An 18,427-nucleotide genomic window follows, 5' to 3' on the forward strand; every position below is an offset into this window, starting at 1 on the left:
CTGGAGCTTTGGAACGAGCAAAACCCTTATGATTTTGTGAAGCATTGTCAGGGAGTCACTGGTTATGAATCTTCAACCATTGTTTGTGTTCATGTCTGTCAGTCTTTTACTGCTGACTAAACCAGCATCTACATTAGCGCAATCTGCTCCCGAAGAGACTCCACCAATTCCAGCGCATGATTCTGACGAAGCACAGAACCCCATTACACAGGTTTTGTTCAAACCCTCAGGTACTGGGCCACCACCAAACACACGAGGAGCTGGTTCTCGTAACGATCGCCACTGTCCTCAAGATGCACCAACCAATCCAGGTAGTTCAGCTACTGAACCATTGGCGCTCACTGCCCTCGTTCCTAACAATCAAGAGGGTTTAACCTGGGTAGAGCATCCTACCGTTTGGGTCTATCTGCCAGAAACGTCGGCGCGTCAGATGGTGTTGAGCGTTAGAGAAGAGAATTCCCAACCGCACTCCCAGCGTTTTCTCCCGATTACAGGGGAGTCGGGGATTGTAGGAATTCCGCTGGATGAAAACGCGCCTCCATTGGAAGCTGATAAATCATATCAGTGGGCGGTGGTGCTGGTATGTGGCGATCGCCCCAGTCCCAACGATCCATTTGTGACCGCCTGGGTGCGGCGGGTCGTTCCCTCTGGCAAGATGAACAATCCGCAGAAACCTTTAGAACGTGCCGCCTGGTATGGAGAGCAAGGCATCTGGTACGATGTCATGACTGCCTTGGCGGAAGCGAGACGAGCGCAACCCGTTGACCCAGCCCTTGCAAGAATTTGGGCAGACTTTTTGACCCAACCCAGTGTAGGATTGGGAGCGATCGCAAACGAACCCTTGCAATGAGGCTCTAAAGCCAGTTACCAACCAGGACAAACGGTGCCCAGTAGTAGGGATGCTGATAGTCGGGCGATCGCAGTAGGGATAGTTGCGCTTGTCGTAGTGCTTCTGCGCGAGTGATACCAGGTTGTTTCAGGGCAGCGTAGAAGTGGGTGATGAGTTCTGCGGTTGAGTTGTCTTGCACCGACCAGAGAGTGGCGATCGTACTGCGTGCGCCCGAACGCACTGCCACTCCTGCCAGCCCCAGTGCTGCACGTTTATCTCCCGTTGCCGTTTGACAAGCACTCAAGATCAGGATTTCGATGGGACGACGATTTTGGCGATCGCGTGCCTCCAGCAGTTGGTCAAGGGCATTCACCTGAATTCGCCCGTCCCAGGTGAGCAGAAAAGTGTTTTCTGCCCGTGAAGAGAATTGCCCGTGGGTGGCAAGATGCACAATCGGGAATGGGGCAGACTTCAGTTGCTCTGCCAGTTGCGTTTGCGTAAAATCCTGATTCAGCAGGGCGATAGTTGGTACAAGGGTAGAAACCTGCTGTATTTCTCGATCAACACCAGGCAGGGCTGAGAACCCCTGACGCGCTTGTGACAATCCACCTGCCAGCGTTCCGAGTTGTTCTGGAGTCAGCGATTGGGGCGGTAAGAGTTGCAATCCCGGTGTTACCGCCAGACTATATTTTTCAATTAAATACTGCTGACCATCGTGCAGTGCCGCTAGCGGAACTCCCCGCAAAACTCCATCCAGAACAAACACCAACGTTTTGACCTGGCTTTTAGCTAAATCTGCTTCTACCGGACGGATTAGCCAGTTGTATAGCTGTTGATGCGGACGCAATGGCGTGTCACTGGTAATGAATGGATAGAGTGTGGTAAAAAGATCGTCAAACACTCGATCAACTTCACTGCCGCTACTCCTTTCACCTACCCTGCCATCGGAATTTTGAGCTAGCTCTGTGAAGTGATAGCGTAGAGGCTGGTTAGGCAGTGAGAGAATAACCGCAAGGCGATCGGGCAAAATAATCGAGTAAATTACCGCTGCATTGGTATCAACCCGATCGATTTGTTGAGGTTTCGCATCCAGACAAGCTTCTCGAAAGAAATTATTCAGTTCGGCTAACTGGAGTGCTTCAATCACAGATCGCGCCCGTTGCAAGTCTGCCTGTGTTGGATTGTTCTCTAACAGCAGTTGCACGAGTTGGCGATAGATAGGTTCTACTTGTTCTCGAAAGGAAAACTGAGCTTCCGGGTTGATCGCCACTAAATCGCCTCTTAACACGGAGAGGGTTTCAACAGCCTGGTTATAGGAAACAATTGCCTCTGAAGTCCGTCCTTGCTGCTTCAGAATCCGCCCCAATTGCCACTGCCAGGAAACCGCTATGTCATCCGCCTGAATCGATTGGGCTATTTGTAGTGCCTGTTGTGTCAAACGTTGAGCCTCTGCCCATTGGCGCGATGTTTCGTAGAGATGTCCGAGTTGCCCTAATGCGTAAGCTTCTGCTCTGGGATCGTTCAGGCTTCTTGCTTGTTGAATCGCGTTGGCAAGCAGTTGCGCGACGACAGAGGGAGTAGGGAGCAGGACGTTGTTGTTCCCGCTCCTCACTCCCGATTCCCTGTCCCCTAATTTCATCAAGCTTTCTGCTAGATTCACCTGAGCATAAACCGTAGCCCGACTTGGCGATAGCTCTGCCAACAAGGATTGAATTTCAGGTAATAAGGGTAATGCCTGTGGAGTTTGATTGCTTTCAACTAAAAGGCCCAATAGATTCAACTGTGCCTGAAGCCGAATCAAGTTATCTGGTGCAACGGCGGCAGCTTGTTGATAGAACGCGATCGCGTTGGTGTTTGCAGATGCGATCGCGTTTGGATCATCCTGTCGCACTCTTACTACATTGCCCAAAGCCAGTAGCGTACTGCTTGTATCTCCATTCAAGCGTTGAGAAATCTGCAAACTTGACTGTAAAACCCTGTAGCTCTCTTGCAAATCGCCTACACGCAATAGGGCGATTCCCAAACTTCGCAAGCTACTGGCTTTCAGTAGAGAATCTGGTAGAGGGTGCAATCGAGTACTGATTTGTTCCAAAAAGCTTTTTGCACGGCGATATTGTCCAAGCGTTTGCAGGGCTTGCACCTGATTCAGTTGACTACCCAGCTTGCCCGTTTCATCCCCTGCTGCTGTATAGGCAGCTTCTGCCTGTTTCCAAGTTTCTAGAGCCGTTTCAGCCTGTCCAGTTTCCAGTTGACGTGTACCCTGGCTATTTAAGGTTTGGGCGCGGATGAGCGCTGCATTCGTCGCATCAGCAGAAGAACTTGCCTTGACAGGCATGCCTCCGATTAACAACACCAAAACACCAAGCCAGAAATTTGTAATAACCGTTGATCTGAGCATTTTAATTGATTTCAAAACACTGCACTTTGAGCTACTACTTTCCCTTTTTTCTGGAACTGACTGTTCTGCTGAAGGCTGCTGCCATGAGTCCCAATAACCAGATTTCAGTCGAATGCCCGGTTGGATACATATCCTCTTAACCAGGTTTGTCAAAAAGTTCTAGAGAAGTGTGGGATAGGTTGCTGCGGAAGCTAGGTCACTCATTCTGCCTACAACCCCAACAACTCCCGCAGCTCCTCCTCTGATGCGAGTTCTCTCCACCCCCCAGCGACCTCGACACGTTGCAACATAGCCTCTATTGCTAGCGACACTAATACTTCCTTCCGAATCTTACGCCCCATAGATCGGCGGGTCTGTTTCACAGCATCATCCAAGGCATCGTTCAATGGCTCTGGTATCCTCGCCGATAAGGGATAGAGGGGAGTTGCCTTGGTATCTTCTGATTCTCGATCAGCTTTTCCAGAATTTTGATTCCTGATTCCCGATTCCTGATTAATTTTTCCAGATTCATGAATCTTGATTCCTGAATCACTTTTTTTGATTCCTGAATCTTCTTGAGGGGCTTCGTCGGATGGTTCGGGAATAATGGACTCTTTTTGGGAGTCGTTGAACAGTTGCAGTGGATTGCGCTGCCCCATGCGTTTTTTACTTTCTGCCACGTTTTTTCAACCCCCATTCCTTGATGGCTTCACCAGCTAACGCTTTAAATGCACTTGCTCCTTTACTGTTAGGTGCATATTCAAATATCGACTGCCCGTGTCCAGCAGATTCCGCGATCGCAACGTTTTCCGGAATGCAGATTCGCAGTAGATTAAATCGGTTGTCACTGACAAGCACCGAGTCTGCTTCCGCTGTCATGTTCAACGCTGGTTTGTATCGGCTACGCAAAACATCAACGGGTACGTCTGGATTGACCTCTTTTAAAGTGTCTAGCACTTGAGCCAAACCTACCAACACCAAGGGGTCTGCCAGCACCGGCACGAGAACTCTATCCGCTACTACGAGTGCGGCAACTGTAGCAGGGACGAGGGAGGGAGGACAATCCAGCAGCACTAAGTCACAATCTAGTTTGCTGATGGCTTTGCGTAAAATCTCTGGAGAGTCCCACTTGACATAAGCCGTATCCGTTCCACCAGGAACTAAAGGTACAGCCGTATCGGTGCGTACTATATCTTCCCCTTCCAACCAACGGTCAAACCCCGGTTGTTGTCCTGGCACTAAACCTAAAGCATAGGTGGCGGAGCCTTGGGCATCCATATCTACCAGCACTACTCTGATTTTTTGCTGTTGTAACCCCGAACCTAAATTGACACAGGTACAGGTTTTCCCAACGCCCCCTTTCTGGGACGCGATCGCGATTGTAAGCATTTTTAAATTCACCCTTCACAGGTTTAGCATAGCCGACATTCAGGAATCAAAAAATAAATAATCATGATTAATTAGTCTTGAATAAAGATTCATGAATAATGATTTTTTAATCATTATTCATAAAAATTGCTCAACTAGCTGATTCCAGTGGAGGTATTACGCCCGCTAAATGGACTCACTTTGGGCTGGTGTTTAGTAGCCGATCGCGTTGGCAATCCTTTAACAGAACGTCAGTTATTCCTATTAACGTGCTATTTGCCAGAAGATGAAGTGAAAGCCTTGTATCCAACTACACCTAAATTCTCGAAGGTCGAATGTCTAGACGTGATAATTTACATTTCTCCCTGCGTCGCACCCTCGAAAAAGACGGGTGGACAATTACGGACGATCCTTTAGTCTTAGTGTTAGAGCAGACACTGTTGAAAGCCGACTTAGGAGCCGAAAAGTTTTTCACGGCGGAAAAAGAAGGGCATAAAATCGCCGTTGAAATCAAAGACTTCGATTCGCCCTCAGTCATCAGCGAACTCGAAAAAACGATGGGACAGCTTCAGCTTTACCAATGGGCATTGGAAGAACAAGAACCGGAGCGTCAGTTGTTTTTAGCCGTGAGCCAAGCGATCTACATTAAGCACTTTCAAAAACCGATTTTTCAGTTAGCCGTCCAGCGAAATAAAATCAACTTATTAGTTTACGAACCCAGTCAAGAGGCGATTCTCCAATGGATAACTCACTAAGCTATGCAGACATCCTCAAAAAAACCCTGCAAGAGGCAACTCGCGCCCAACCCCGTTTACAGGCGATCCAGCTTTACCCCGTCTGCGATGTTGATTCTGGTCACTTTCTCGTTCTGGCTACAGGCTGGGATAAGCAGCGCTGGATCGACACGATTCTGTTTCATGCTCGTTTAGTCGATAATCAAGTCGTGATTGAAGAGGATAATTTCGAGGAAGGTTTAAGCCTGGCGCTGATTGCAGCGGGTATAAAAGCAGAGCATATCGTGACTAGCTCCTCTCCTAACAACAGCGGTAGACAGGGAGTGTATCAGACTGTGTAAAGTCCCTCGATTTCGAGCTTGGAAAGCTTCTTTGAAGTAGGGTATGTGGGTGAACGTAAATTATCAAGATTTGTGGGGAGAAGGGTGGTTGAAAGACAGCTTTTGCACAGCAGCGCGTTTTGTCTCCTCTCCCCGTCGATCGTACTTTGCCGTGGTAACTGGCGATGCATGACCAGCGAGTTTTTGCACGGTGGCAATATCCACTCCAGCATCAAGGAGGTCCGAACAGAACGTGCGGCGAAAATCGTGGGGGGAGAAGGACTCTATCCCTGCCATCTGACCCCGACGCTGCACAATTTTGAGTACGGCATCCGGCGTAATCTGCCTCCACTGCAACGTCCCACTGCTGCGGATGGGCAGTAAGAGTGGACCGGGTTGATGACCCCGAACGGCAATCCACCGTTCTACAATCGCGATCGCCTCTTCGGGTAAGTAAACGATTCGGTCTTTTTGACCCTTCCCTTGACGAACTTGCAAAGCCCCGCTATTTGGGTCAAAATCCTCAAGATTCAAGTGACACAGTTCTGCTCGTCGGATTCCGGTTCCCCGCAAGATGGCAATCAGCGCCGCATCCCTGACATCAATGGGTGCATCAGAATTCGTGCAAGTTTGCATCAGGGCTGATATTTCACTCCTTTTAAGCGCTCTCCCCTTGAGTTTTCTGGACTCACTGATTCGAGGTAAATCCACAGCTTTTGTGTAATCGTCGGCACCGAGCAAATCCAGACGGTAAGCTTCCTTGAGAACCCGCTTAAGAGCGGACAACATTTTATTCGCTGTTGCGGGCGCGTACCGTTGCATTAAAACTGACCGCACGCTGGAGGTATGGTGATACCTGATTTTTGCCCAGTCCAGGCTCAAATGGTCGCATTCGCCGGAGGTCAGCAGAGAGGCGATCGCATCCAAGGTCTGTTTCATTGTCGGTCTAGACCCTTGTGCCAAATTGGAAAGGTAGACCGCTGCTGGGTGACGGTTGAGAGGTACGGGTTCTGATAGCTTTAGGTTTTCCGGACTTTTATCCCGGTGTCGAGTAACCAATGCATTGCCAGTATTTAGAACTGCTCTTCTAAATAGTACTGTTAAACTGGATGGCTGTAGCAGAAGCCCAAACGAGGGACATCACTCCCCTGACGCAAAACATTGCCACAGTAAACCACCAAACGGAACGGCTGGACTTTCTCAATCTGGCGCACCAGATTGAAATTCTCTGAGGTTGGTTAGTTCCTTAGAGAGTTCCAGAGTTGTCGAACCACTTGGCGGATGCGATCGCGCCTTACGTCCTCCCTTCCGACCTCTAGCTCTGGCAGCGCCTAATCCGGCATTGCTTCTTTCTCGAATAATTTGTCTTTCAAATGAGAGCGATCGCGCCGAAGATGCTGAAGACCAACTTACCACCACTGGTAGCGGTGTCGATGCTTTCGGTCAGGCTGACAAATCCGATGCCAGAGGCATTGAAGTCTTCGATCAATGTCAGCAAATACTTAAGGCTTCTACCCAGCCGGTCAAGTCGCCATACAAGCAAGCTATCCCTGTTACAGAGATGTTCAAGATACTTGTTAAGTCCCGGTCTTGATTCTGTGGCTCCCAAAACAGTATGACCAAAAATCTTTTCGTACCCAGCTTTTTTTCAAAGCCTCATGCATGAAAGTTTGCTCATTGAAACTCATCGGACAGTATCCAATTTTCATTAAAAATGTCTTGTGACTTATCTATTAATTGTCCGATGAGACATAGATCAAAAGACGGGTAATGGGACGCGCTGGGGCTGGAGTTGAGCTGGACTGTGTCCAGTTGAGAATTTTATCTCATAAACGGTGGTTTATAAGAATAAGTATCAAGAGGTTTATCAGCACGTCTATCAATCTTACTCTGGGGCAGGGCGCAGTATTTACACTACAGTGGCTTGAGAGGGATGAGCCATCTTATGAACCAACAAATTGATTGCTACTCAAATTCTCAATTTCTGCCATTGGTAACAACAAACTATTTTCTATTTCCTGTCGTACCTCACGGCTCACATAACAATCGCTATTTAGGCAATCAACAAGTAGCCGATTGGCATAGAAATACTGAGAAAATAGTTCCAAATGAGGTTGACTAAATTGCCAATCATGTCCAATATTTCGCTGTTCAATCATCACAGTATTTAGCCGCTTAATCCAGTTTTGACTATTAACTCGCCACCATAGTGTGTATCTTCTGTTACTCTCTTTACTGTTGTTTAAATTAGGCAGTTGAGCTTTTAGTTCTTGCAGAGAGTGCTGTAGTTCAACTTTGAGGGCATGGTCGAGGTCGAGGGTGCTGTTGAGGGCGCTGTCGAGGGCGCTGTTGATGGCAAAATCGAGGGTGCTGTTGTGGTCGAGGACGCGGTTGAGGGCGCTGTCGAGGGCTTCGTCGAGGGCGTCGTCGAGGGCAAGGTCGAGGGCAAGGTTGCGGTCGAGGACGCGGTCGAGGGCAAGGTTGAAGGCGTGGGCGAGGACGCGGTCGAGGTCGCGAGCGAAGTCGCGGGCGAGGACGCGGTCAAGGTCGCGAGCAAGGTTGAGGTCGAGGTTGCGGTCGAGGTTGCGGTTGAGGGCGCGGACAATGTAAAAAGCCCGCACTGCGGCTGGTTTATAAGCCGCCTTCACAGATAGAGATTTTTGGTTTAACCAGGAGAGAAACTGCTGTATTTTCTCGTCTGAAGCTACAAGTGCGTCAGTCTTTTTTTTCATCAATTCCAATAAATCGCCAGCATTTGGCAACATACCAATTGCTAATAGAAAGACTTCGCGCCAACGCTTTTCTGTGATATTACTGCTTAAAATTTCTAGTTTCTCTAAAGCTTTTGAAGCTGGACTTTCAACAATTTCTTTAGCCGTAAAATACTCTTGAAATGTCAAATGGGAAAAAGAATAAATGCTTTTAGCCCGTTCCACCAATAATCCATGTTGAGCTTCTATTGATTTCAATACGGCTTCGCTATCTAGTTGTAATTCCTCCAAGTCAGTACTGGCATTAGGTATATTACGGATGTAATTAACAATATGTTTTTCAACTTCTTGTTGCTTAAAGAAGTAGTTGCCCTCCTCAAAAGTAGTTAGAGCAATTTGGCTTAATAAATCTTCTTTGCGTTGGAGCGATAGTTTTTTATAGACTTGCTCACGCTCAATATTCCGTTTGGCATCCCATTTTTTCAGCAGGATATCCAACCCCTCTTTGTAAAGTTGAGAGCGATTTGAGGGAAAGTCGGCCGATTCTTCAAACACTAAACACAGCAAGGTTAACAATAGTGGATTAGTTCCTAACTCTCGGATTGGCTTATCTTTTTGCAGTTTCTGAATAAATTTTTTAGCTTTTTTCAGGTCTTTTATCTGAAACCACTTGTTAGAAAAATCAGCAATCTGCTGGTCATCAAAATCAGCGACTTCAACTTCAGCAAACTGTTCAAAAGTATACTCCCGTGCGGCAATCCGGCAAGTAATGACAAACGGGTTCTGGTGATAGTGTTCAGAAAACTCCTTAAGTTGTTTGAGAACTCGGCTAATATCTTCTTCTCCAACCTCATCCAGGCCATCGAGTAAAACTAACGCCCTGCCGGAATTTAGTAATTCAGATATTTGAGACTCTGCTACCTTATCTTTAGCTAATTGCTGAATGATAAATCCCCCTAGTTCCGGCTGTTCTTTGTTTTCTGCAAATTGCTTAAGTGTAATAAAAATAGGGACTCGTTGTGCTTGGAACTTTCCAACGATGCACTGAATAGCTAGATACTTTAAGAATGTTGTTTTTCCAGCTCCTGGCTTGCCCAATACCATTAGCTTTTGGTGTTGCTCTACAGCTTTTAACCCTGGCACTCGCTTTTCAACTTTGCTTAGTCCAAAGCGGTCGAAGTTTTCTGGCTCACAAATTTGCAGGAGTTCAGCAATTCCTAACCGTCTGCGTCCAGTAACTTTCTCCAGGATGTTGACATCAGTGTAAATGTCACCTAAACCAACGGGCTGTTCCATATCTAGTACTCGCATTTTACCGCAGCGTTCTTGGATACTGGATTTTACTTTTTTGCGTATCTCCTGTACTAAGGAATCTATATCTTTATCAGTGTTTAAAGTCTCATCAATTGTAGAGGAATGAGCTTTTTCATATTCCCTAATAAGCCAATCATGCAATCTGCGAGCTTTATTTGGCCCTTTCCCACCTATACTGAACTTCTTGTATACCCAAGTCATGCGAGTACGGGAAGCTTCTGGAGAAATGTAGAGAAACTCAGCAGCATCTAATTCATTTCCCTTGCTACTAAATCGTTGAACGAACACCTCCTTTTGCTCTGGGGAAAGCTCGTAGTCACTAGCCAACTGATTCAGAAAATCCTCTGGAAGCAGGCGCATTTGTTAATCTTACAAGTACCTGACAAGCTAGTCTAACCAACTTTGAGAGTTATGTAAGGCTACATCAGCCTACATAAGCCTATGTTTTAGCGAATAGTCAAAAGCTTAGTTGAGAAAGTAGGTGTAGTCGAGAAAAATAAGCAAGCGTGGGACTCGGCTCAACTGCCAACAGGCGGGAAATCTACCCTCGCTATTAGATAGTTGAAACCAATGACAAAGATTACATCCACATTCAAGCTAGTGTTTGGGACGGTAGTAGGTTTTACACTCGTCTCAGGAATCACCGCCGTAGTCATTGCCTCACAACCGCAGTTAACACCACAACAAGAACGAGTGTTTGAAACCTGCCAAACCACTTGGCAGACAGGTATCGGGGCTGTGGTCGGGCTGATGGGAGGGAAAGCTGCTAACCTTCTTCATAAACAGGAAGAAGAAGAGAAAAGGAGCAAGAGCCAGCAATAACCATTCAGTAAAAACTTTGTCCAGGCTGTTCTAAATGGAATACCTGGACAGAGTAGGATATCTACAAAAAACTTTGGTTGCCAAAGTTAGGTATTAGGCAGCATCGAAAATTATTCACAGTGCGAGCCAAGAATTTGCTTAGCAGGAACGCCTTTAGCGACTCTCCAATATCCTATCGATCCTAGATAAGATATCTTGTGCCGTCTTCTTAGAAGAATCGAGTGTAGTACAGCCATCAGCAGGCACGTGAATTATTCCTCACGCCCTCGTCCTCCAAATGACGTAAGCGCTCCTGAGCTGCGGCTGGTGATTCTTGATGCCAGTGATCACCGTGCGATCACTTTGACAACTGCAAAGAGAATATCCAGACACACCTTGGTTATTCAATTCGGAGAGGAAAGCTCCACTCACAACGCGAACTGTGCGAGACATTTTGAATCGGGCAGCAGAGGAAGCGGGATTGGGCTATTCAGTTCACCCGCACATGATTAGGCATAGCACAGGTTTTTATTTGGCATCGAAGGGATACGACACGAGAAAGATTCAAGACTATCTAGGGCATCGCCAGATACAACACACCGTCAGATATACGAAGCTGGCACCGGGGCAGTTTGAAGGAATGTGGGAATAAAGGTGAACTGTTCAGGGGATCTAATGAGCGTTACACCTCATTTTGGAATAAACCACTAAACCTTCAAAGGCATACAGATGAGGGTTAACTTACTAGCTGGGGTGAGTACGCCAGAATAGCGATTGGACGAAACCGCACCGATTACTAAGCCAATATGTTTACAGTTGCCTAGCGAAAACTCAAATGACTTCTTTGAGTTTATTAAGCAACACATATCATTTTGATATGCTTCCGCTTGATAGTCAGGGATTGCTAAGTCAATATATCTATAGCTACTTAGGAGGAAAGTAAGAAAAACGAGAAGGTTAACGACCCCACTAGATTCAGATCAGTTTGAAGAGAAAATCTCCTAGCTGCTACACCAAGGGGAACACATATACGTGGAGATTAGTATGAACTAAAAAGATAAGGTTGTGAATCCCCAGCCTTCAGATTTGCTTGCTCAAATGAACAGCCGTTTTCAAAGGCACAGCCTTGAAAGCTAGGGTGATTCTCTGGGAATAAAAAGCTAGAGAAGCTTGTAATGCTTTTTGCAAAGCTAAAAATCGCATAGAAGCATAACTAACTAGAATTTTCAGTTTACGTTCCTTGTTTAGGCTGCTATATTATGTAGCTTGCAAGTTTCTGGTGCGATTAATTCAGTGATTAAGAACGACATCTGTATTACCGACATCCGCCAGAGCATATACAGAGCGCCGATTCCCGATACGGCACGAGCTTCTTCAGGCGTTGTGTTTTAAGGAGGTGAGAAAAATTTAACAACAAATAAGTTGGCAATTAGACCGCATCGACCTTAAAAACAAAAACCCCTAGTCGTAACACCAGGGGAATCAAGTAAACCAAGAGATTATTATGAACCAAAAGAACAAGACTGGGAACCCCCAGCCTCCAGTTTCGCTTGCTCAAATGAATAACCGTTTTCAAGTTAACGCAGAAGCACAAACGCAGAACATAGTTGTGAGTGCTTTCGATACAAGCCCAACGCTAGCTCCAGATACCTATTTAGTAGCAAAAGCAGTAGCTGGCTCAAGCGGCATTTCTCCTGCTGTTAGTCCTAATGACATTTCAATATGGTGGTATCAAGAACGCTCTCGCCAAGCCAGTGTAAGTTTCAACCTTGCTGTTGGTTTAGCTGGAGTAACAGGGATATTGAGTCTTGCGTTTGCTGCCTCAGTTTGTACAGGAAATGTATCGGTAGCAACAGCGATGGGGGCTATAGGGCTTACTTCGGGAGTTGCCGGTACATGTCTATTCAAGTTTTCGGATGATGCAAATAAAAGACTAGATGAGACTGCAAGGAGGCTTTTAGACGACGAATAATATGCCCAAGCTGTTCAGCATTTAAACTGCGTATTTCAGAGGTTGAAACCTTTTACTGCCTTAAAGTGCTTTAGAAATTTAGATGCTGAACGGTCTACGACAATTCTTGAGTGAAGGTTCCCTATGGCATAGGTATGGGTTCTCCCCCAATAACCTGTACATCATCTGCTTCTATAACGAATAGTTCAGCTTGATGGGTGTCAAAACCAGTATGGCGAACATGCGTGACTTTATAGACTGGTTCTTCAGAGGATAAGGCAACATACTCTCCCACAACTGGAACTCTGCCGAACGGATGAACACCAAGTCCTTCTTTTATTTCAAGCCTACCTTTCTCCCGAAGAAATACCATGCAATTGACGATGTTATTTTGCGTCACCATTAAAATTTCATGCTCCAATCACTATAGACAATAGTAATCTAACACTGAACTCCTTACAGAGAACCTTATGCAGTTTGCTAAAGAAGCGATAAGCATTAAATTCCCAGGAGCAACTAAGTGAGCAGGTAGATTTAGCGAGAAATTCGGCAATAGAAACGTTAATATGAGGTTGCGTATTGTCCCATTTTAGGACGATTGCGCTTCCAGTAAACTTTGTAAACACATTCATAAACGCTTGTAAAAGAATCTTGCTAGCCTTAATCAGTAAATGAAAATCTAAAACTGACATAATAAGAATACATAAGAGTACCTGTATATGTTTCTTTGAATATAGACGATGCTGGCTTTAAAAGAAGTTGGCAATAAGTCTTGTGAAATTACTATTCCCAATTATCAGTATGACGAAAGTTGCAAGCCCTATCTCAACCGGAGGTGCTGGAAGTGATTACGAAAAACAAGTTGGTGCTTACTACCTAGTAGCATTACTACTGCAATCAGTGCCTCGCGGTCAAGATGCCGGAGTAACGCGAGAAGTACGTTTTCAACGTCTCTATGAGGGAGAGCCACTAGATGATCTCATCATTGTTTCAGAGCTGCCAGTCGGTGAAGCTAAGCTTGCTCTCCAAATAAAACGAGATTTAATTTTTGGTGAAAAAGATAAAACCTTTAATGAAGTAATCCAAGCTTGCTGGGAAACTTTCAAATCTACGAACTTTCATATTGGCATCGACCGCTTCGGAATTGGAATTGGGCTGTATTCAAAAAAAATCGATGAATATTATCAAAGCGTTCTTACTTGGGCACGTACCAGTACGGATGCAGATGACTTCTTGAAGAGAATTAACCAAGCAGGTTTAGCTAATAACACGCAGCGTAGCTTTGTTCAATTGATTCGAGGCATATTGGATAGCTACTCAGGCAGTAGTGTAACCGATGATGAGATATGGAACTTTCTATGTTCGATGGTTATTCTATATTTCGACTTTCAGAGAGATGGTTCGCGTGACTATAGCTATAGCGTTGAGATGGTCAGCCATCTGCTAAATGCTGAGAAAAAAGCTGAATCCCCGCAACTTTTCACAGAAGTTGTTAATTTGGCTGCTGAGGCAAATCGAACTGCTGGCAGTTTTAATGCAGACATTTTGACACAGAGGTTACAGGCTAAATTTTCTTTGCTCTCACCTATTGATTGTCGTTCCGACCTTGAGAAGTTACGACAAGAATCAGGTTTCGCGCTAAATGACATACGAGTCGATATTGGCGGTCTAAGTCTGAGCCGAACCGAACTAACTGTTAGCGCTTTAGAAAAGCTCTCAGAAGCATCGCTAATCGAAATAGTTGGTTTATCAGGAGTTGGTAAGTCAGTTCTGTTGAAAACTCTTGTTGAGCATCAAAGAGGAGAAGGACCAGTTCTAGTTATTTCAGGAGATCGTATCACTGGAGCCGGTTGGAGTAGTTATGCCAGTACTTTGCAACTTAAGCAGCCACTGAATAAACTTCTCATAGCATTGAGCGGCAGTTTTCGACCCGCTATTTTCATTGATGGAGTCGATCGAATTGTTGACATAGGTAAACGTGCTGTTGTGAATGATTTACTTCGCACGTTAGCGGCGGTTCCACTCAGTGAAGATGGTTCTCGGTCTTGGACAGTTGTGTTCTCTGCACGGGAGGAAAATCTTCAAGAAGTCTACAGATGGTTGAATTGGCAACCACTAGGAAAGCCAACAAGGTTGCAAGTACCGGAATTAACCGCAGAGGAACTTCAAAGTGTTGTTAAATATAGTCCTCGGCTCAAACCGCTGTTATCTCTTAGTCAGCTTTCTCCGATTCTCAAGAATCCATTGATGTTGAGGCTTTTGGAAGACCCACGTATGCTTCCGAACTCAGGAGACCTACCACCTGTTGCTACAGAAATTGAAATTAGCAAAGTTTGGTGGGACAGACTGGTTGGTAACGAAGGTTCTGTCCCCGGCCGTGATAGAAAAAGTTCTCTTTTAAGATTGGGGAAACAGGTTGTAAAATCTCCTGGTAAGCATTTTACTGTTGAAGAAACTGTTCCTCCAGAGTCAATTATTTCTCTCACGGCAGATCGAATCATTGTACAAGACTCAGATCGGGAAGTGTATCGCTTTGATCATCACTTGCTAGAAGACTGGGTGATGTATCGCTTATTGGATCAGCGTCGTGAAGAATTACCTGCTTATCTTCAAGAACTAGATGAACCGCTCGGTTTATATAGAGCTGTTCAATTATTGGGGTTAGCTTTGCTAGAAAACTCTAAGACAGCAAATTCTTGGATACAACTGATAGAGCAAGTTGAGCAAGCGTCGGAACTTTCTTCTAGATGGCGGCAAGCATTACTGACTGCGCCTCTAGTATCTCCACGTTCCAGCGAATTGCTTGATAAAGCTGAACAGCTACTCATAGCTGATAACGCACGACGGCTTATTGAGTTGCTGGTTGCGGTAAGAACATTGGAAGTGATGCCGAACTTTTCACTAATGTCTCCATTTACAGAAGCAGAGCTACAGTCAAGTGACCGCGTGATGCCGCTTTTAATGAGCGATCCAATTCCCAGATGGTCAGTATGGCAACCTTTTATGGGTTGGTTGCTGAAGCGTCTTAACAATTTACCTGTTGGTATTCGCCCAGAAGCTGCCAGATTAATGGAGATATGGCAGACGAAAACACCAGCCAAGGCAATTTATAAAAGGGAAATTGGTGAGATAGCGATTGCGTGGCTTGAAGAAGAGGGAGAGAAAGAAGAAGTGAGGAGAGGTTAGTAATGGCAGAATATAATGACTATAAAAAGCGCTTACACAGAATTATTTTGCATTCAGCAGATATCCTTCCAAAGGAAGTTTTAAGTTATCTGCTAAGTAATTCTCCCTGGTTTGAGGTTAAAAGAGATATTCTAAGCAAGCCTCAAGATTACAAGCCGCTTGTTGACCATATTCCTTCTCAATTCGTTGACTTTGTTCTTGATTTTATTATCAAAACCCCCAGGATTGAAATAGACTATGAACCCTATTTCTTAGAAGTTGGTGATGAGGGGTGGTATGCAGAAGTTGGTGACGAGGGATGGAGTAATAATTTAGGGATTAGTGATAAGTCTACTTTTCTTCCGGCTACTCCTATTCAAGGACCATTTCTATACCTTCTCAATACAAATGAAGAGGAGGGACTTCGGTTAGTTCATACTCTTGTGAACGTAGCTATTGAGCGATGGCGGCACCAACCACAAATTGTTCATCCAGATCAACCAGAACTTATCCCCGTACCTGTTACTCTTCAATTACCTTCAGAACTGCATGATTTTTGGGGTGATATTGAGGTTTACTGTTGGTTTAGAGGAAAGTCTACTGAACCAAATCTAGTTATGTCTGCTCTTATGGCTCTTGAGGTTTGGATGGAAACACAAATTGAAGCAGGCAGAGATGCGGAAGAACTTTTTGAAAAAATTTTAGTAAAAAGTGATTGTGTTGCAGTTCCAGGTATATGTTTGGGCATTGCTCTTGCTTATCCCGAAAAGTGTCTCAAAGCAGCTTTGCCTATCGTTAGTAGCCCGATGATTTGGAAAATGGATATTTCTCGCTCTACAACATTAGATATATTAGGCACTTTTCGCTTTGACTATTTAGACGGTAATAAACTAATGTATGACATCCTTGAGAAACGAGATAAAAAAACTCAAAGAACAAAAGACATTAGAAGTCTTGCTGTAATGTACATGCATTCGACTGATAACAATATTAAAAGTATATTTCAGCAAGCAGTTGAAAAATTTACGCTTAATCTTCCATTTTTCACTAAGGGGGATCAAGATAATCCTGAAATGATTTTTTCGTTAAAAGAAGATGTAAAAAAAATTCAAATCTACAGTGATTTAAAAAACTATAGACAATTCCAAGCGGCAAATTACGTAGAGATTATTGTAGAACCCCCTGAAGAAATTAGAAAACGTCACGAATCTGCACTGAGCTTTAGCTCTGAATGGCATCGTTGGCTTAAAGTATGTCTTTGGGTAGAACGAACTATTGAAAAGGGCAGCACAGATGAAAGCATGACTTTAGAGGAAGCTATTACATTTGTGAAAGAGTTTCATCAGCTTGAAGCTGTTTTTCAGGAGGGCGACGAGGATGATATTCGCAAGTATACCTGCCTGCAAACAATTGTGGGCGCTGCTGTTGCCGCTTTGATTACAGATTTTGAATGGGCGCAAAATCAGAACTTAATAGAATGGAGCCGTAACGTCTTTCTTGCAGCAGTTCGTTTATCAAAATCATCTACTCATGCAGCTTCAAGCTCTAAAATAAAAGTATATGCTGGGCGTGGGCTGGCATTACTTGTTTCATATGGCATAGCTAATGCTGAAGTACGATTAGAAATCCTTCAACTCATTGGTAACTCATTAAGGCCATTTTCTAATTCTAGGGAAGCGGTAAAAGCGGTATTTTTGGGTCTAAAAAAAGCTTGGAATATTGATGTAGTATTGTGCTGGAATGCCTTGGGTCTTTGTCTCTCACTCTCTTTAATTCCTGGAAAACTTTATTATAAAACTCAGCGCGATCAATATGGAAATTCCTATAATGAGCTAAAAACTTGGGAAGATAACATTATTCAGAGTTATCTTAATTATTTAGCAAAAGATGAAATTTCTGACCTTCCTCGAATCGCTATAGCAAGAAACATTGCTTTTGTTCACAAACATGTTCAGTATGGACTTTGTGCTTTGCCACTTACAGAACTGTGTCGTGACTCGGATACAAAACAAAAATTGCTTCAGCTTTGTGACGGCTTACTTGCTCGAACAATTGCGGATAATTTACCAATTAAGGATAAACCTTTTTCACACCCTCAACCTTCACTTATCTGGAATCAATTCATTTTAAACTGGGCAGCTTATTTGGCTCTATCGCTAAACACTGATGAGATTCGCCAACATATCTTGACACCATTACGAGATAATTGGTCACAAGCCCCCAGACTGACTGCTGATCTTTTGAATGGATATATCTGTCATCAAATTGCGTACACTGAGGGGCCTAATAAAAAAGCACTAGAAACCTGGCAAGAAATTTGTAATTGGGTACTGAGTAGTTCTGAAATTGTAAAAGTAGCCTGTTTAAAATACCTTGACAACGAGACTGAAGAAATTCTCCAGTTAATTATCTTCAATCATCATGGTGAATATTACATTAAGGGAGAGTGGCAACATGCAAATTTGTTTATTTACGTTTTTGATAAGTGGGTTACAGTCGTCGGGCATAATCCTGATGCTTACACTCATCTTCTTACAATGCTCGATGGTATTGGTTGGCTGTTTGCACCAGAGCCAACACTCGAATGGTTAAATCGGTGTGCAAGTAAAGCTGTTCATGACCTTTGGAATGAACAGCGTGGGAATGGAAGAAGGACAGCAGAATTATTAAATCGTATTTGGAACAGCTTTGAGCAGCGGATTCGTAATGATAAGGTGATCTTACAACATTATTCTAATCTGGTATATCGATTAGTGGAAGCTGGTATTCCCCTTGCGAGTATGCTTCAACAGAAGCTAGAAAAGCGAGGATAAGTGGCTAACTAAAATTCCAATCGTTTATTCCCACGCTTCAATCT

General features: G+C 44.5%; 16 protein-coding genes. 9 read left to right on the plus strand and 7 right to left on the minus strand.

What is annotated here, in order from left to right; translation table 11 throughout:
- Window positions 1–64: 64 nt before the first annotated feature.
- Window positions 65–850, plus strand: coding sequence for a DUF928 domain-containing protein (locus NDI34_RS18395; RefSeq protein ID WP_348233419.1), 786 nt, complete (start codon window positions 65–67; stop codon window positions 848–850).
- A 4-nt stretch (window positions 851–854) separates the two neighbouring features.
- Here NDI34_RS18395 and NDI34_RS18400 read toward each other — a convergent pair whose 3' ends face one another.
- The 3 genes from NDI34_RS18400 to NDI34_RS18410 form a co-directional block, all read right to left on the minus strand.
- Window positions 855–3,227 (minus strand): CHAT domain-containing protein, encoded by a 2,373-nt coding sequence (locus NDI34_RS18400; protein ID WP_348233420.1) that lies wholly within the window; start codon window positions 3,225–3,227, stop codon window positions 855–857.
- Between the two features lie 209 nt (window positions 3,228–3,436).
- Window positions 3,437–3,886: a hypothetical protein gene (locus NDI34_RS18405; protein WP_190671987.1), complete on the minus strand. Its 450-nt coding sequence runs from the start codon at window positions 3,884–3,886 to the stop codon at window positions 3,437–3,439.
- On the minus strand, window positions 3,873–4,595 hold the full coding sequence (locus NDI34_RS18410; protein ID WP_348233421.1) for a ParA family protein: 723 nt from the start codon (window positions 4,593–4,595) through the stop codon (window positions 3,873–3,875). The genes NDI34_RS18405 and NDI34_RS18410 overlap by 14 nt, the downstream gene beginning before the upstream one ends.
- Before the next feature lie 314 nt (window positions 4,596–4,909).
- Here NDI34_RS18410 and NDI34_RS18415 point away from each other — a divergent pair, with 314 nt between their 5' ends.
- Together NDI34_RS18415 and NDI34_RS18420 are read left to right on the plus strand one after the other, a co-directional pair.
- Complete coding sequence (locus NDI34_RS18415; protein WP_348233422.1) at window positions 4,910–5,329, plus strand: XisH family protein; 420 nt, start codon at window positions 4,910–4,912, stop codon at window positions 5,327–5,329.
- Window positions 5,314–5,649: an element excision factor XisI family protein gene (locus NDI34_RS18420; protein WP_190671996.1), complete on the plus strand. Its 336-nt coding sequence runs from the start codon at window positions 5,314–5,316 to the stop codon at window positions 5,647–5,649. The genes NDI34_RS18415 and NDI34_RS18420 overlap by 16 nt, the downstream gene beginning before the upstream one ends.
- A 63-nt stretch (window positions 5,650–5,712) precedes the next feature.
- Here NDI34_RS18420 and NDI34_RS18425 read toward each other — a convergent pair whose 3' ends face one another.
- Window positions 5,713–6,687, minus strand: a complete 975-nt coding sequence (locus NDI34_RS18425; RefSeq protein ID WP_348233423.1) for a tyrosine-type recombinase/integrase — start codon at window positions 6,685–6,687, stop codon at window positions 5,713–5,715.
- A 50-nt stretch (window positions 6,688–6,737) separates the two neighbouring features.
- Between NDI34_RS18425 and NDI34_RS18430 the strand changes: the two genes are divergently transcribed.
- On the plus strand, window positions 6,738–6,860 hold the full coding sequence (locus NDI34_RS18430) for a hypothetical protein (protein WP_277878742.1): 123 nt from the start codon (window positions 6,738–6,740) through the stop codon (window positions 6,858–6,860).
- Between the two features lie 137 nt (window positions 6,861–6,997).
- Here the strand turns inward: NDI34_RS18430 and NDI34_RS18435 are convergent, their stop codons facing one another.
- Together NDI34_RS18435 and NDI34_RS18440 are read right to left on the minus strand one after the other, a co-directional pair.
- Entirely contained in the window at window positions 6,998–7,237 is a 240-nt protein-coding gene (locus tag NDI34_RS18435) for a recombinase family protein (RefSeq protein WP_348233424.1), read from the minus strand.
- Between the two features lie 334 nt (window positions 7,238–7,571).
- Window positions 7,572–10,013 (minus strand): NACHT domain-containing NTPase, encoded by a 2,442-nt coding sequence (locus tag NDI34_RS18440; protein ID WP_348233425.1) that lies wholly within the window; start codon window positions 10,011–10,013, stop codon window positions 7,572–7,574.
- 210 nt (window positions 10,014–10,223) lie between these two features.
- Here NDI34_RS18440 and NDI34_RS18445 point away from each other — a divergent pair, with 210 nt between their 5' ends.
- From NDI34_RS18445 to NDI34_RS18455, 3 genes are all read left to right on the plus strand, one after another.
- The gene (locus NDI34_RS18445; protein ID WP_348233426.1) at window positions 10,224–10,475 is read left to right on the plus strand and encodes a hypothetical protein; all 252 of its coding nucleotides are present in this window, start codon (window positions 10,224–10,226) and stop codon (window positions 10,473–10,475) included.
- A 349-nt stretch (window positions 10,476–10,824) separates the two neighbouring features.
- Window positions 10,825–11,106 (plus strand): tyrosine-type recombinase/integrase, encoded by a 282-nt coding sequence (locus NDI34_RS18450; protein WP_348233441.1) that lies wholly within the window; start codon window positions 10,825–10,827, stop codon window positions 11,104–11,106.
- Window positions 11,107–11,958: 852 nt separating this feature from the next.
- Window positions 11,959–12,426, plus strand: a complete 468-nt coding sequence (locus NDI34_RS18455; RefSeq protein ID WP_348233427.1) for a hypothetical protein — start codon at window positions 11,959–11,961, stop codon at window positions 12,424–12,426.
- Between the two features lie 121 nt (window positions 12,427–12,547).
- On the opposite strand, the gene NDI34_RS18460 is transcribed toward NDI34_RS18455, so the two are convergent.
- Window positions 12,548–12,808 (minus strand): hypothetical protein, encoded by a 261-nt coding sequence (locus NDI34_RS18460; protein WP_348233428.1) that lies wholly within the window; start codon window positions 12,806–12,808, stop codon window positions 12,548–12,550.
- A gap of 398 nt (window positions 12,809–13,206) precedes the next feature.
- Here NDI34_RS18460 and NDI34_RS18465 point away from each other — a divergent pair, with 398 nt between their 5' ends.
- Entirely contained in the window at window positions 13,207–15,591 is a 2,385-nt protein-coding gene (locus NDI34_RS18465) for an ATP-binding protein (RefSeq protein ID WP_348233429.1), read from the plus strand.
- Window positions 15,592–15,593: 2 nt separating this feature from the next.
- Window positions 15,594–18,383 carry a hypothetical protein gene (locus NDI34_RS18470; protein ID WP_348233430.1) on the plus strand — a complete coding sequence of 930 codons (2,790 nt, stop codon included), beginning with the start codon at window positions 15,594–15,596 and terminating at the stop codon, window positions 18,381–18,383.
- Window positions 18,384–18,427: the final 44 nt, after the last annotated feature.

Origin of the sequence: Trichocoleus sp. DQ-U1 (assembly GCF_039961925.1) — a bacterium.
In the GTDB taxonomy this organism is placed as follows: Bacteria; Cyanobacteriota; Cyanobacteriia; order Cyanobacteriales; family FACHB-T130; genus FACHB-T130.